The sequence below is a fragment of the Nocardioides sp. genome, from assembly GCF_964229035.1.
Taxonomy (GTDB): domain Bacteria; phylum Actinomycetota; class Actinomycetes; order Propionibacteriales; family Nocardioidaceae; genus Nocardioides.
In genome coordinates, this window is sequence record NZ_CAXRAZ010000041.1 from 1 (window position 1) to 13,466 (window position 13,466).

Genomic DNA, 13,466 nt, shown 5'->3' on the forward strand with positions numbered 1-13,466 from the left:
CCCGGCCCCCCCGGGCCCCGGCCCACCCCGCCCCCCCGGCGGGGTGCGACGAGGGCGCCATGGCTGAGCGCTCGGAGATCGCAGGCACCGCCCGCACCGCGGCCGACGAGGTCGTCGACATCTGTCGCGACCTCATCCGCATCGACACCTCGAACTACGGCGCCGAGGAGGGGCCGGGGGAGCGCCTCGCCGCCGAGCACGTCGCCGCCCTCCTCGACGAAGTCGGGCTCAAGCCCGAGGTGATCGAGACGGCACCGGGGCGCGCCAACGTGCTGGCACGCTGGGGCGGCACCGCCGATCGTGACGACGCGCTGCTGCTGCACGGCCACCTGGACGTCGTGCCCGCGGCGGCGGAGGACTGGCAGGTGCACCCGTTCTCCGGCGAGGTTCAGGACGGCTACGTGTGGGGACGCGGCGCGGTCGACATGAAGGACTTCGACGCGATGCTCCTGGCCGTCGTCCGCGACCGGCAGCGCGCGGGCAGGGCGCCGGAGCGGCCCGTCGTCCTCTGCTTCACCGCAGACGAGGAGGCGGGCGGGCACCGTGGCGCCGAGCAGCTGATGCTGCACCACCGCGAGTGGTTCGACGGCTGCACGGAGGCCGTCGGGGAGGTCGGGGGCTTCTCCGCCACCGTCCGCGGACGACGCCTCTACCTGATCGAGGCCGCCGAGAAGGGCATGGCGTGGATGCGGCTGACCGCCCGCGGGCGCGCCGGCCACGGCTCGATGACCAACGACGACAACGCGGTGACGCGCCTCGCGGCCGCGGTGGCCCGCATCGGCGCGCACGAGTGGCCGGTGCGGCTCACCCCGGCGATGCGCACCCTGCTCGCCACGGTCGGCGACCTCGCCGGCGTGGAGGCCACCCCCGAGAACGCCCCGGCGCTGGTGGAGGAGTTCGGCGGAGCGGCCCGCATGCTCGGCGCGGTGCTGCGCAACACCACCAACCCGACGATGCTCGGCGCGGGCTACAAGGTCAACGTCATCCCGACCGAGGCCACCGCGCACATCGACGGGCGCTTCCTGCCCGGCTACGAGGACGAGTTCTTCTCCACGCTCGCCGAGCTCTGCGGCGAGGGTGTCAGCATCGACTACGACTCCAAGCAGTCGCCCTGGGAGATGCCCTACGAGGGCGCGCTCGTCGACGCCATGACCCGCAGCCTGCTGGCCGAGGACCCCGACGCGATCGTGGCGCCGTACCTCATGAGCGGCGGCACCGACGCCAAGCACTTCACCAAGCTCGGCATGCGCACCTACGGCTTCGCGCCGCTGCGCCTGCCCGACGACCTCGACTTCACTGCTCTCTTCCACGGCGTGGACGAGCGCGTGCCGGTGGACGCCCTGCAGTTCGGCACCCGCGTGCTCGACCGCTTCCTCGACGAGGCCGCCGGCTGAGCCCTCGCCGGCTCAGGCGGTGCGCACGGCGCGGATGATCTTGCGCCGCAGGACGACGCGCCGCTTGCCGTCGGGGCCGATCTGCACGCGGTCGAGTTCCCAGCCACCGTGCTCGGCGCGCTCGGTGAGCAGCTTCGCGACCGTGCCGCGGCTGAAGTCGCGCTCGAAGGTGACTCGCTCGAACTCCCACTCCACACCGCGCCCGAGGCCGCGCAGCACCTCGGGGCGCAGCAGGGAACGGACTTGGGGCGAGCGGGTCATGTGGCACTCCTCGAGACGTCGTCCAAGGCCGCGCGGATCTCCGGCGGCAGCGTCCGCTCCTCGGCCCTGAGGGCGGTGGCGAGGTGGGCCGCGGTGCGCGCACCCACGATCGGGGCGGTGATGCCCGGCGCGTCCCTCACCCAGGTGAGGGCGACCTCGAGCGGCGTCCACCCGAGGCCGTCGGCCGCGCGCACCACCGCTTCCACGATGCCACGGCTGCGGTCGTCGAGGTAGGTCTCGACGAATCCGGAGAACACCGGCGAGGCCCCGCGCGAGTCCGAGGGGATGCCCGTGCGGTACTTGCCGGTGAGCACGCCGCGTCCCAGCGGCGACCACGGCAGGACGCCGAGCCCGTGGGCGTCGGCGGCCGGCAGCACCTCCCGCTCGATGCGACGGTTGACCAGCGAGTACTCCACCTGGGTGGAGACGAGCGGCACGCGCCCCGGCACCACCTGCTGGATGGTGGCCGCGCGGGCGGTCTGCCAGGAGTTGTAGTTCGAGATGCCGACGTAGGCGGCCTTGCCGGAGTCGACGGCGTGCTGCAGGGCCGCCAGCGTCTCGTCGAGCGGTGCGTCGTCGGACCACACGTGCACCTGCCACAGGTCGACGTGGTCGACGCCGAGCCGCTTCAGCGAGCCCTCGAGACCCCGCAGCAGCGCGCCGCGGGAGGTGTCGGTGACCCGAGCGCCCGCGCGACGGGAGATGCCGGCCTTGGTGGCCAGCACCAGGTCGTCGCGGGGCACGACCGTGCCGAGCAGGCTGCCGATGAGCGACTCGGAGCGACCGTCGGTGTAGCCGGCGGCGGTGTCGACGAGCGTGCCGCCTGCCTCGACGAAGGCGGTCAGCTGGTCGCGCGCCTCGTGCTCGTCGGTGTCGGTGCCCCAGGTCATGGTTCCCAGGCCCAGCCGCGAGACCTTCAGGCCGCTGGCACCGACATACCGCTGCTGCATGGGGGTCACCGTAGCGGCCGGCCTGCTGCACGCAGGCGCGGGCGCGCCGTCGTCCACGACCGGGCGCGCCGTGATGCACGCAACGGCGCGGCGCAGGTGCTCGCGGGCCTAGACTCCACGCCCGTGGTGGACTACCTGCAGGCGGTGTTCCTGGGCGTGCTCCAGGGGCTGACCGAGTTCCTGCCGATCTCGAGCAGCGCGCACCTGCGGATCTTCCCGGACCTCTTCGGCTGGGGCGACCCGGGCGCGGCGTTCACCGCGGTGATCCAGATCGGCACCGAGCTCGCGGTGCTGCTGTTCTTCTGGAAGGACATCTGGCGCATCGCCCGCGCCTGGCTGCTGTCGCTGGTGAAGCCGGAGTACCGCGGCTCGCTCGACGCCCGCATGGGCTGGTACATCATCGTCGGCTCGCTGCCGATCGTCGTGCTCGGCGTGCTGTTCAAGGACGTCATCGAGCGCGACTTCCGCAACCTGTGGCTGATCGCGACGATGCTGATCGTCATGGGCCTCGTGCTCGGTGTGGCCGACAGGATCGGGCGCAACGAGCGCCAGATCAAGCAGCTCGGGCTCCGTGACGCCGTGCTGATGGGTGCCGCCCAGGCGATGGCGCTGATCCCCGGCGTCTCCCGCTCCGGCGCCACCCTCTCGATGGGTCGCTTCCTCGGCTACGAGCGCGAGGCGGCCACCCGCTTCGCCTTCCTGCTCGCCATCCCCGCCGTCGTCGGCGCGGGCGTCTTCCAGCTGAGCGAGATCTCCAACGTCGGCACCGCCACCCAAGGCGAGGCCAACTACGGCTGGGGCCCCACCATCACCGCCACGATCGTGTCGTTCGTCGTCGGCTACGCCTCCATCGCCTGGCTGCTGAAGTACGTGAGCACTCGCTCGTACACGCCGTTCGTCGTCTACCGCGTGGTGCTCGGCGGTGCGGTCCTCATCCTGCTCGGCACCGGCGTCCTCACCGCGTGAGCTCCCACCGTCCTAGAACCAGCCCACCCGCTTGAAGAACCAGAACAGGCCGCCCGCCGAGCCGGCCATCAGCAGCAGCGCGAACGGGTAGCCGAAGGTCCAGTTGAGCTCGGGCATGTGGGTGAAGTTCATGCCGTAGATCCCGGCGATCAACGTCGGGACGACGACCAGCGCGGCGCCCGCCGAGATCTTGCGCATGTCGTCGTTCTGCTGCACCGCGATGCGTGACAGGTGGGCGTCGAAGGCGGTCGAGAGCAGCGCCTCGAGAGCGTCGAGCTCCTCGGCGGCCTGGGCGAGGTGGTCGCTGACGTCGCGGAAGAACGGCTGCGCCGCCTCGTCGATGAGGGTCACCGCGCCGGTGGCGATGCGCCGCATCGGCTCGCGCAGCGGCTGCACGGCGCGCCGCACCTCCGACATCTCGCGCTTGAGCACGTAGATGCGATCGCCGTCGTTGCTGCGGCGGTCGGAGAACACCGAGGCCTCGACCTCGTCCACGTCGGTCTGGAGCTCACCCACCACTGCGGTGTAGCTGTCGACGACCGCGTCGCACACGGCGTACACCACAGCTGAGGGGCCGTGGTCGAGCACGGTCTTGCGTTGCTCGAGCGCGTGGCGGGCGTCGCTGAGCGACGACCCGCGGCCGTGGCGCACGGTGATCACGAAGTCCTCGCCGATGAACAGGTTGATCTCGCCGGTCTCCACGGCGTCGTCGGCGTCGACGTACCAGAGCGTCTTGAGCACGAGGAACAGGCTGTCGTCGTACTGCTCCAGCTTGGGACGCTGGTGGGCCACCACGGCGTCCTCGACCGCGAGGGGGTGCAGCCCGAACGCCTCTGCGATCTCCTGCAGCTCGACCATGCTGGGCTCGTAGAGACCCACCCACACGAAGTCGCGCTCGTCGCCGGCGGTGGCCGCGCGCAGCGCCGCGTAGTCGTGCAGGTGGCAGTCGAGGTCGAGGCGCACCCCGTCGCGGTACACAGCACTGTCGACGATCACGGCCACACGGTAGGACGACGCCTCACGCACCGTCGCCTAGGCTCGCCGCCATGGCCACCCTGCTGCTGGTCCGCCACGGGCGCACCACCGCCAACGCCTCGGGCATCCTCGCCGGGCGCACCCCCGGCGTCCGACTCGATGAGCGCGGCACGGAGCAGGCCGCTCGCGCGGGCGCCCGCATCGCCGGCGTGCCGATCGTCGCACTCGTCACGAGTCCGCAGGAGCGCTGCAAGCAGACCTCCAAGGCCGTGCTCGACGCCCAGGTGGCCGCCGGTCGCCCGCTGCTGAAGCCGCAGACGGAGAAGGCGATCGCCGAGTGCGACTACGGCGAGTGGCAGGGTCGTCCCATCAAGGAGCTCGCAAAGGATCCGCTCTGGCGCACGGTGCAGGCCCAGCCTTCCGCCGTCACCTTCCCCGGCGGGGAGTCGATGGTCACCATGCAGCACCGGGCCGTCTCGGCCGTGCGCCGCATCGACGCCGCGATCACCGCCGAGCACGGGCCGAACGCGGTGTGGGTGGCGGTGAGCCACGGCGACATCATCAAGGCGCTCCTCGCCGACGCCCTCGGCCTGCACCTCGACCTGTTCCAGCGCATCAACGTCGACCCGGCCTCGGTGTCGGTGGTGCGCTACGCCGCCGACCGGCCCTACGTGCTCAGCAGCAACACCCACGACGGCGACCTCTCCTGGCTCACGCCGCCCGCCAAGGCCAAGGGGCGGGGTTCCCGCAAGCCCGCGGCCGACGCCGGTGCCGTGATCGGCGGCGGCGCCGGACCGGGCGCGGACGGCTCCTGACGCCGGCCCATCCGGGCGTCGCTAGGCTCGCCACCATGCCGATCGTCCACGGATTCGACCCGCCCGAGCGCTTCGTCGCCGGAACCGTCGGTGAGCCCGGCAGCCGCACCTTCTTCCTCCAGGCCACCGAGGGCGTCCGCGTGGTGTCCGTGGCGCTGGAGAAGCAGCAGGTCGTCGCTCTCGCCCAGCGCGTCGACGAGCTGCTGGACGAGGTGATCGCCGACGGCAGCGCATCCGGTGTCGTCCCGGCGATCGCGCCGTTCGAGCTGGCCGACAACGACCCCCTCAGCCAGCCGGTGGAGGAGGAGTTCCGCGCCGGCACCATGACGCTCTCGTGGGACCCCGAGGACGAGCGCGTCGTCATCGAGGTCTTCCCGGTGGGGGAGGAGCCGGCCGAGCTCGCCTCTGGTGAGGATCCCGCCGAGCTGCTCCTCGTGCGGCTCACCCCCGGCCAGGCTCGCGCGTTCGTGCAGCGCTCGGAGGCGGTCGTGGGCGCGGGGCGCCCGAGCTGCCCGTTCTGCGGCCAGCCGATCGACCCCGCGGGCCACCTGTGCGTGCGCGCCAACGGGTTCAAGCGACGCGACCCCTGAGCAGGAGCGGATCGCAGCGATGGGGGAGCTGATCATCAAGGGCCGGGTCATGCCGGCCTCCAACGCCACGTTCCTGTGCGACCTCGACGGCCGCGAGGTGGTCTACAAGCCCGTCTCGGGCGAGCGGCCGCTGTGGGACTTCCCGAACGGCACCCTGGCGGGCCGTGAGGTCGCCACCTACCTGGTCTCCGAGGTCTCAGGCTGGAACATCGTGCCCCGCACCTGGCTCGGCGACGGGCCGCACGGCGTCGGCATGATGCAGGAGTGGCAGGACGTCGACCCCGACGCCGGCGCTGTCGACCTCGTCCGCCGCGGGTCCACCCCGAAGGGCTGGCTCGAGGTGGTCGACGGCCTCGACGACCGCGACCGACCCGTCGTCCTCATCCACGAGGACACCGACGCGCTGCGCCGCATGGCGGTCTTCGACATCGTGGTCAACAACGCCGACCGCAAGGGCGGCCACGTGCTCGCCATGCCCGACGGCCACCGCTACGGCGTCGACCACGGCATCGCGCTGCACGACGAACCCAAGCTCCGCACGGTGCTGTGGGGATGGGCCGGCTCGCCGCTGCGCACCGAGGAGGTCACGGTCGTCGAGCGCATCCGCAAGGCGGTCCGCGGCGAGCTCGGCGCGACCCTCTGCGAGCACCTCACCGGCCAGGAGGTCGCGGCACTCGAGCGGCGCGCCGAGCGACTACTCGCCGCAGGGGTGCTGCCGATGCCGCGCGGTGAGTGGCCCCCCATCCCGTGGCCGCCCTTCTAGACCGCGACCACTAGCATCGGCGCCATGCGCTCATGGCAGGCCCCCGACCTCCCGGCCCTCACGGTCACCGGCCCGTCCGTCGTCCTGCACGACACTGCGCGCGGCGATCGGACGACTCTCGCCCCCGCCGCCGGCGAGTCGGCCGGCCTCTACGTCTGCGGGATCACGCCCTACGACGCCACCCACCTCGGCCACGCCAACACCTACATCGCCTTCGACCTGCTCAACCGGGCCTGGCGCTCGGCGGGCCACCCCGTGCGCTACGTGCAGAACGTCACCGATGTCGACGACCCGCTCCTCGAGCGCGCCGAGCGGGTGGGTGTCGACTGGGTCGAGCTGGCCGAGCGCGAGACGCAGCTGTTCCGCACCGACATGGAGGCGCTGCGGGTCCTCCCGCCCGACGAGTACGTCGGTGCGGTCGAGTCGATCCCGCTGGTCATCGAGCTCCTCCAGCGCCTGGACGCCGCGGGCGCGCTCTACACGGTCGAGTCCGACGTCTACTTCTCCGTCAGCGCCGACCCGGCCTTCGGACGCGAGTCGAACTACGACCGCAACACCATGCTGCGCCTCTTCGGCGAGCGCGGCGGCGATCCCGACCGCCCCGGCAAGAAGGACCCGCTCGACTGCGTCGTGTGGCGCGGCGAGCGGGAGGGCGAGCCGTCGTGGCCCAGCCCGTTCGGCCCCGGCCGGCCGGGCTGGCACATCGAGTGCGCGGCCATCGCCCTCACGCACCTCGGCACGACCTTCGACGTGCAGGCCGGCGGCAGCGACCTGATCTTCCCCCACCACGAGATGTGCGCGGGCCACGTGCAGGTCGACACCGGTGAGCCCTTCGCCCGCGCCTACGCCCACGCGGGCATGGTCGGCTACGACGGCCAGAAGATGTCGAAGTCGCTGGGCAACCTGGTCTTCGTCTCGGCGCTGCGCAACAGCGACATCGACCCCATGGCGATCCGACTCTCGCTGCTGCGCCATCACTACCGCAGCGACTGGGAGTGGACCGACGACCAGCTCTGGGCCGCGCTCGACACCCTCGCCGACTGGCGCCGAGCGCTGGCCCTCGGCGCCGGCGCGCCGGCAGCGCCCGTGGTCACCGAGGTGCTCGCGGCGCTGGCCGACGACCTCGACGCGCCTCGTGCCACGGCAGCCATCGACGCCTGGGTGGCCGCGACCCTGGGCACGCAGGGTCTCGCCGACACCTCCGACCCCCACGCGGCCGCCACGCTGCTGCCCGTGCTCGACGCGGCGCTCGGCATCAAGGTCTGAGCGCCGCGACCGACCGCTGAGCCGTCCGCTCAGTCGCCGTCGTCGCGCCGCTTGAGGTAGCGCTCGAACTCCCGGGCGATCGCCTCGCCGGACGCCTCGGGCAGGTCGGCGGTGTCGCGCGACTCCTCCAGCGAGCGCACGTACTCGGCGACGTCCTCGTCCTCCTCCGCCAGTTCGTCGACCCCGCGCTCCCAGGCGCGCGCCTCGTCGGGGAGGTCGCCGAGGGGGAGCGGTGCCTCGAGGAGGTCCTCGAGGCGGCCGAGGAGCGCGAGGGTGGCCTTCGGGCAGGGCGGCTGAGCCACGTAGTGCGGCACCGCCGCCCAGTACGACACTGCGGCGAGGTCGACGCGCACGGCGGCGTCCTGGAGGACCCCGACGATGCCGGTGGGGCCTTCATAGGTCGACTGCTCGAGATCGAGGCGGTCGAGCAGCTCGGGTTCGGTGGCCGTGCCGGACACCGGGATCGGTCGGGTGTGCGGGCTGTCGGAGAGCAGCGCGCCGAGGGTCACCAGGAGCTCGCCGCCCAGGTCGTCGATGGCCGCGAGCAGCTCGGCGGTGAACTGGCGCCACCGCATGTTCGGCTCGATCCCGCGGATGAAGACGACGTCACGGCCGAGCTCGGGGGGCGAGGCCACCGCGATGTGGGTGCTGGGCCAGGTGAGCGTCCGGAAACCGTTGCCGTCGATGCCCACGGTGGGCCGGTTGACCTGGAAGTCGTAGTACTCCTCGGGGTCGATCGCCGCCACGATGCGGGCGTCCCACTGGTCCATGAGGTGGTCGATCACGGCGGTGGCGGACTCCGCGGCGTCGTTCCACCCCTCGAAGGCCGCGATGACCACGGGGCGGTTCAGGTCCGGGACCGTCTCGATCTCCATCACCTTCCCGAGCCTAGTGCCCGATCCGAGTAGGATCGGAGTCAGCCGAGAGGCGTTGCAACGGATCCCCCACCGGCGGTCCGCCACGCTCGGCAGTGATACAAGGGCGCCTTCCACTCGTGGGAAGGATCTGCATGTCCCAGCAGCACCAGGGCCGCGACACCGCCGCCTGGCGGCCCGACGTCACCGAGGAGCTCTCGGCGCTTCTCGCCGAGCGCATCGTGATCCTCGACGGCGCCATGGGCACCGCGATCCAGCGCGACCGTCCCGACGAGGCCGGCTACCGCGGCGAGCGCTTCGCCAGCCGCGAGGAATGGCCGGGCGACCTGATCGGCAACAACGACCTGCTCTCGATCACCCAGCCCGAGATCATCGCCGGCATCCACCGCGAGTACCTCGAGGCCGGCGCCGACATCGTCGAGACCAACACCTTCAGCTCCAACACGATCTCCCTCGCCGACTACGGCATGGAGGAGCTGGCCTACGAGCTCAACGTCGTCTCGGCCCAGCTCGCGCGCCGCGTGGCCGACGAGGTCGCCGCAGCCACCGGTCGCCCGCGCTACGTCGCCGGCGCGCTCGGGCCCACCACGCGCACGGCGTCCATCAGCCCCGACGTGAACGACCCGGCCGCGCGCAACGTGAGCTTCGACGACCTGGTGGCGGCCTACCTCGAGGCCGCCCGCGGTCTTGTGGACGGCGGCTCCGACCTCATCTTCATCGAGACGATCTTCGACACCCTCAACGCCAAGGCGGCGATCTTCGCCGTGCAGTCGCTGTTCGAGGAGGCCGGCCGTCGCTGGCCGGTGGTCATCTCCGGCACTATCACCGATGCGTCCGGGCGCACCCTGTCGGGCCAGGTCACCGAGGCCTTCTGGGACTCCGTGCGCCACGCCCAGCCCCTGGCCATCGGTCTCAACTGCGCCCTCGGCGCCGCCGACATGCGCCCCTACGTGGCCGAACTGTCGCGTCTGGCCGACTGCTTCGTCTCGGCCTACCCGAACGCCGGTCTCCCGAACGCCTTCGGCGAGTACGACGAGGCGCCCGCTGACACCGCCAAGGTGCTCACCGAGTTCGCTGACGCCGGCTTCCTCAACATCGTCGGCGGCTGCTGCGGCACCACGCCCGCGCACATCGCCGAGATCGCCCGCGTGATGGAGGGTCGTGCGGTCCGCCGTCCGGTCGAGCCGCAGCCCGCCATGCGGCTGTCGGGCCTCGAGCCGTTCGCGATCACCGACGACACCCTCTTCGTCAACGTCGGCGAGCGCACGAACATCACCGGCTCGGCGAAGTTCCGCAACCTGATCAAGGACGGCGACTACGACACCGCCCTGTCGGTCGCAGCCCAGCAGGTCGAGGCCGGCGCGCAGGTCATCGACGTCAACATGGACGAGGGCATGATCGACGGCGTCGCCGCGATGGACCGCTTCTTGAAGCTGGTCGCCAGCGAGCCCGACATCAGCCGCGTCCCGGTGATGATCGACTCCTCCAAGTGGGAGGTCATCGAGGCCGGCCTGAAGAACGTGCAGGGCAAGCCGATCGTCAACTCGATCTCGCTCAAGGAGGGCGAGGAGAAGTTCATCGAGCAGGCGACGCTGTGCAAGAAGTACGGCGCCGCGGCCGTGGTGATGGCCTTCGACGAGGACGGCCAGGCCGACACGCTCGAGCGCCGCAAGGCCATCTGCGAGCGCGCCTACCGCGTGCTGGTCGACCAGGTGGGCTTCCCGGCCGAGGACATCATCTTCGACCCCAACGTCTTCGCGGTCGGCACGGGCATCGAGGAGCACGCCAACTACGGCGTCGACTTCATCGAGGGCACCCGCTGGATCAAGCAGAACCTCCCCGGCGCGAAGGTGTCGGGCGGCATCTCCAACGTCTCGTTCAGCTTCCGCGGCAACAACCCCGTGCGCGAGGCGATCCACGCCGTCTTCCTGTTCCACGCCATCAAGGCGGGTCTCGACATGGGCATCGTCAACGCCGGCGCCCTGGTGCCCTACGACACCATCGACCCCGAGCTGCGCGAGGCCATCGAGGACGTCGTCCTCAACCGCACCGACGACTCGATCGCCGCCACCGAGCGACTGCTCGAGCTCGCCGAGCAGCACCGCGGCTCCGGTGAGAAGGCCGAGGCCGCCGCCGAGGAGTGGCGCTCGCTGCCGGTCGGCGAGCGCATCACCCACGCCCTCGTGAAGGGTCTCGACGCCCACGTCGAGGCCGACACCGAGGAGCTGCGCGCCGAGATCGCGGCGCGCGGCGGCCGTCCGATCGAGGTCATCGAGGGCCCGCTGATGGACGGAATGAACGTCGTCGGCGACCTCTTCGGCGCCGGCAAGATGTTCCTCCCGCAGGTCGTGAAGTCGGCCCGTGTGATGAAGAAGGCCGTCGCCTACCTGATCCCCTACATCGAGGAGGAGAAGGCGGCGAACCCCGAGCTGGCGAAGACCAGCGACACGAACGGCACGATCGTGCTGGCCACGGTGAAGGGCGACGTCCACGACATCGGCAAAAACATCGTCGGCGTCGTGCTCTCGTGCAACAACTACGAGGTCATCGACATGGGCGTGATGGTGCCCGCGCAGAAGATCCTCGACAAGGCGCGCGAGGTCAACGCCGACATCATCGGCCTCTCGGGTCTCATCACGCCGAGCCTCGACGAGATGGTCGGTTTCGCCACCGAGATGCAGCGTCTCGGCCTGAAGATCCCGCTGCTCATCGGCGGAGCCACCACCTCGCGTGCCCACACCGCGGTGAAGGTCGACCCCAAGTACGACGGCCCCGTCGTCTGGGTCAAGGACGCCTCGCGGTCGGTGCCCACGGCCGCCGCGCTGCTCGACGACAAGCAGCGCGACACGCTGATGGCCGCCACCCAGGCCGACTACGACAGCCTGCGCGCTCGCCACTCGCAGAAGTCGGAGCGGCCGTCGCTGAGCCTCGAGCAGGCCACCGCGAACCGTTCGCCGATCGACTGGAGCGGCTACACCCCGCCCCAGCCGCGCACCCCCGGCGTCCACGTGCTCGACGACTACGACCTCAGCGAGCTGCGCGAGTACATCGACTGGCAGCCGTTCTTCAACACCTGGGAGATGAAGGGGCGCTTCCCCGACATCCTCAACAGCCCCACCCAGGGCGAGGCCGCTCGCAAGCTCTACGAGGACGCCCAGGTGATGCTCGACCGACTGGTCGAGGAGGGTTGGCTGCGCGCCCGCGGCGTCTACGGCCTGTTCCCGGCCGCGAGCACCGGCGAGGACCTCGTGGTCTACACCGACGAGACCCGCACCGAGGTGCGCACGAAGCTGCACCAGCTGCGCCAGCAGGGGCAGCACCGCGAAGGCGTGCCCAACCGTTCGCTCGCCGACTACGTCGCCCCGCTCGGCACCGAAGCCGGCGAGCGCGACTGGGTGGGTGCGTTCGCGGTGACGGCGGGTCACGGCGTCACCGAGCGCCTCGAGGCCTACCGCAAGGAGCTCGACGACTACTCCGGGATCCTGCTCGAGGCGCTCGCCGACCGTCTGGCCGAGGCCTTCGCCGAGCGGCTGCACCAGCGCGTGCGCACCGAGTTCTGGGCCCACGTGCCGGAGGAGCAGCTCACCAACGAGGACCTCATCGCCGAGAAGTACACCGGCATCCGTCCCGCGCCCGGCTACCCGGCGTGCCCGGACCACACCGAGAAGCTCACCATCTGGGACCTCCTCGACGTGCCCGCCAACGTCGGCATCGAGCTCACCGAGTCGATGGCGATGTGGCCCGGTGCCTCGGTGTCGGGCCTGTACTTCAGCCACCCCGAGGCCCAGTACTTCGTGGTCGGTCGACTCGGTCGCGACCAGGTGGCCGACTACGCCGAGCGCAAGGGTTGGGGCCTCGACATCGCCGAGAAGTGGCTCTCGCCCAGCCTCGGCTACGACCCGGACGACTGATGGGGCGTCTCGGCGCGCCCGCCGCCGTCCTGTGGGACATGGACGGCACGCTGGTCGACACCGAGCCGTACTGGATCGCGGTGGAGACCGAGATCGCGGCGGCACGCGGCTACGCGTGGACCCCTGAGGATGCGATGGAGCTCGTCGGCAACGACCTCCTCGTCTCCGGAGCGGCCATCAAGGCGAAGGTGGGCATGGAGGAGTCGCCCGCCGAGATCGTCGAGATGCTGCTGGACGGCGTCGTGGAGGCCGTGCGACGCGAGATCCCGTGGCGACCTGGCGCGCGCGAGCTGCTGGTGGCCCTGCGCGAGGCCGACGTGCCGTGCGCGCTGGTGACCATGTCGTACCAGCGGTTCGTGGAGCCCATCCTCGAGCAGCTGCCCGCCGACACCTTCCGCGTGGTGGTCACCGGCGACATGGTCACCGAGGGCAAACCCCACCCGGAGGCCTACCTGACCGCTGCAGCGGCCCTCGGCCTGGATCCGACCGACTGCGTGGCAATCGAGGACTCGCCCACGGGGGCGCGCTCTGCAGAGGCGGCCGGGTGCCGCCTGCTCGTCGTGCCGAACCACGTGCCGGTGCCTGCGGCGCCCACGCGGTCCTTCCGCGAGAGCCTCGAGGGTCTCGGCGTCGAGGAGCTGGCGCAGCTCTGACAGACCACGCGCCGCGCCCCACCGGCTGGGGGTGGGGCGCGGCGCTG

12 protein-coding genes and 1 riboswitch are annotated in these 13,466 nt (G+C 71.4%); of the genes, 8 read left to right on the forward strand and 4 right to left on the reverse strand.

The window, feature by feature from the left end:
* Positions 1 to 59 precede the first annotated feature (59 nt).
* Complete coding sequence (locus tag ACERUN_RS13250) at positions 60 to 1,394, forward strand: M20/M25/M40 family metallo-hydrolase (RefSeq protein ID WP_370290475.1); 1,335 nt, start codon at positions 60 to 62, stop codon at positions 1,392 to 1,394.
* A gap of 12 nt (positions 1,395 to 1,406) precedes the next feature.
* Here ACERUN_RS13250 and ACERUN_RS13255 read toward each other — a convergent pair whose 3' ends face one another.
* Together ACERUN_RS13255 and ACERUN_RS13260 are read right to left on the reverse strand one after the other, a co-directional pair.
* On the reverse strand, positions 1,407 to 1,655 hold the full coding sequence (locus tag ACERUN_RS13255) for a DUF5703 family protein (RefSeq protein ID WP_370290476.1): 249 nt from the start codon (positions 1,653 to 1,655) through the stop codon (positions 1,407 to 1,409).
* Positions 1,652 to 2,605, reverse strand: coding sequence for an aldo/keto reductase (locus ACERUN_RS13260; RefSeq protein ID WP_370290477.1), 954 nt, complete (start codon positions 2,603 to 2,605; stop codon positions 1,652 to 1,654). The genes ACERUN_RS13255 and ACERUN_RS13260 overlap by 4 nt, the downstream gene beginning before the upstream one ends.
* Positions 2,606 to 2,731: 126 nt before the next feature.
* Between ACERUN_RS13260 and ACERUN_RS13265 the strand changes: the two genes are divergently transcribed.
* The gene (locus ACERUN_RS13265; protein WP_370290485.1) at positions 2,732 to 3,571 is read left to right on the forward strand and encodes an undecaprenyl-diphosphate phosphatase; all 840 of its coding nucleotides are present in this window, start codon (positions 2,732 to 2,734) and stop codon (positions 3,569 to 3,571) included.
* Positions 3,572 to 3,583: 12 nt separating this feature from the next.
* Here ACERUN_RS13265 and corA read toward each other — a convergent pair whose 3' ends face one another.
* On the reverse strand, positions 3,584 to 4,567 hold the full coding sequence (corA, locus tag ACERUN_RS13270) for a magnesium/cobalt transporter CorA (RefSeq protein WP_370290478.1): 984 nt from the start codon (positions 4,565 to 4,567) through the stop codon (positions 3,584 to 3,586).
* A gap of 50 nt (positions 4,568 to 4,617) precedes the next feature.
* On the opposite strand from corA, the gene ACERUN_RS13275 reads away from it, so the two are divergent.
* The 4 genes from ACERUN_RS13275 to mshC are packed head-to-tail and all read left to right on the forward strand — an operon-like array spanning position 4,618 to position 7,980.
* Complete coding sequence (locus tag ACERUN_RS13275; protein WP_370290479.1) at positions 4,618 to 5,361, forward strand: histidine phosphatase family protein; 744 nt, start codon at positions 4,618 to 4,620, stop codon at positions 5,359 to 5,361.
* 35 nt (positions 5,362 to 5,396) lie between these two features.
* Positions 5,397 to 5,951, forward strand: a complete 555-nt coding sequence (locus ACERUN_RS13280; RefSeq protein ID WP_370290480.1) for a DUF3090 domain-containing protein — start codon at positions 5,397 to 5,399, stop codon at positions 5,949 to 5,951.
* A 19-nt stretch (positions 5,952 to 5,970) separates the two neighbouring features.
* Positions 5,971 to 6,714 (forward strand): SCO1664 family protein, encoded by a 744-nt coding sequence (locus ACERUN_RS13285; protein ID WP_370290481.1) that lies wholly within the window; start codon positions 5,971 to 5,973, stop codon positions 6,712 to 6,714.
* A gap of 24 nt (positions 6,715 to 6,738) precedes the next feature.
* Positions 6,739 to 7,980, forward strand: a complete 1,242-nt coding sequence (mshC, locus tag ACERUN_RS13290) for a cysteine--1-D-myo-inosityl 2-amino-2-deoxy-alpha-D-glucopyranoside ligase (protein ID WP_370290482.1) — start codon at positions 6,739 to 6,741, stop codon at positions 7,978 to 7,980.
* Between the two features lie 29 nt (positions 7,981 to 8,009).
* Here mshC and ACERUN_RS13295 read toward each other — a convergent pair whose 3' ends face one another.
* Positions 8,010 to 8,855, reverse strand: coding sequence for a PAC2 family protein (locus ACERUN_RS13295; protein WP_370290486.1), 846 nt, complete (start codon positions 8,853 to 8,855; stop codon positions 8,010 to 8,012).
* 41 nt (positions 8,856 to 8,896) lie between these two features.
* A riboswitch (S-adenosyl-L-homocysteine riboswitch) is annotated at positions 8,897 to 8,974 on the forward strand.
* Positions 8,975 to 8,989: 15 nt separating this feature from the next.
* On the opposite strand from ACERUN_RS13295, the gene metH reads away from it, so the two are divergent.
* Positions 8,990 to 12,766, forward strand: a complete 3,777-nt coding sequence (metH, locus tag ACERUN_RS13300; RefSeq protein WP_370290483.1) for a methionine synthase — start codon at positions 8,990 to 8,992, stop codon at positions 12,764 to 12,766.
* Positions 12,766 to 13,419, forward strand: coding sequence for an HAD family hydrolase (locus ACERUN_RS13305; RefSeq protein WP_370290484.1), 654 nt, complete (start codon positions 12,766 to 12,768; stop codon positions 13,417 to 13,419). The genes metH and ACERUN_RS13305 overlap by 1 nt, the downstream gene beginning before the upstream one ends.
* Positions 13,420 to 13,466: the final 47 nt, after the last annotated feature.

What these genes read in the sequence shown, in the direction of transcription:
- ACERUN_RS13255 (WP_370290476.1), bottom strand. Translation starts at nt 1,655, where the DNA reads ATGACCCGCTCGCCCCAAGTCCGTTCCCTGCTGCGCCCCGAGGTGCTG.
- ACERUN_RS13285 (WP_370290481.1), top strand. Translation starts at nt 5,971, where the DNA reads ATGGGGGAGCTGATCATCAAGGGCCGGGTCATGCCGGCCTCCAACGCC.
- ACERUN_RS13250 (WP_370290475.1), top strand. Translation starts at nt 60, where the DNA reads ATGGCTGAGCGCTCGGAGATCGCAGGCACCGCCCGCACCGCGGCCGAC.
- ACERUN_RS13295 (WP_370290486.1), bottom strand. Translation starts at nt 8,855, where the DNA reads ATGGAGATCGAGACGGTCCCGGACCTGAACCGCCCCGTGGTCATCGCG.
- mshC (WP_370290482.1), top strand. Translation starts at nt 6,739, where the DNA reads ATGCGCTCATGGCAGGCCCCCGACCTCCCGGCCCTCACGGTCACCGGC.
- ACERUN_RS13280 (WP_370290480.1), top strand. Translation starts at nt 5,397, where the DNA reads ATGCCGATCGTCCACGGATTCGACCCGCCCGAGCGCTTCGTCGCCGGA.
- metH (WP_370290483.1), top strand. Translation starts at nt 8,990, where the DNA reads ATGTCCCAGCAGCACCAGGGCCGCGACACCGCCGCCTGGCGGCCCGAC.
- ACERUN_RS13305 (WP_370290484.1), top strand. Translation starts at nt 12,766, where the DNA reads ATGGGGCGTCTCGGCGCGCCCGCCGCCGTCCTGTGGGACATGGACGGC.
- ACERUN_RS13260 (WP_370290477.1), bottom strand. Translation starts at nt 2,605, where the DNA reads ATGCAGCAGCGGTATGTCGGTGCCAGCGGCCTGAAGGTCTCGCGGCTG.
- ACERUN_RS13275 (WP_370290479.1), top strand. Translation starts at nt 4,618, where the DNA reads ATGGCCACCCTGCTGCTGGTCCGCCACGGGCGCACCACCGCCAACGCC.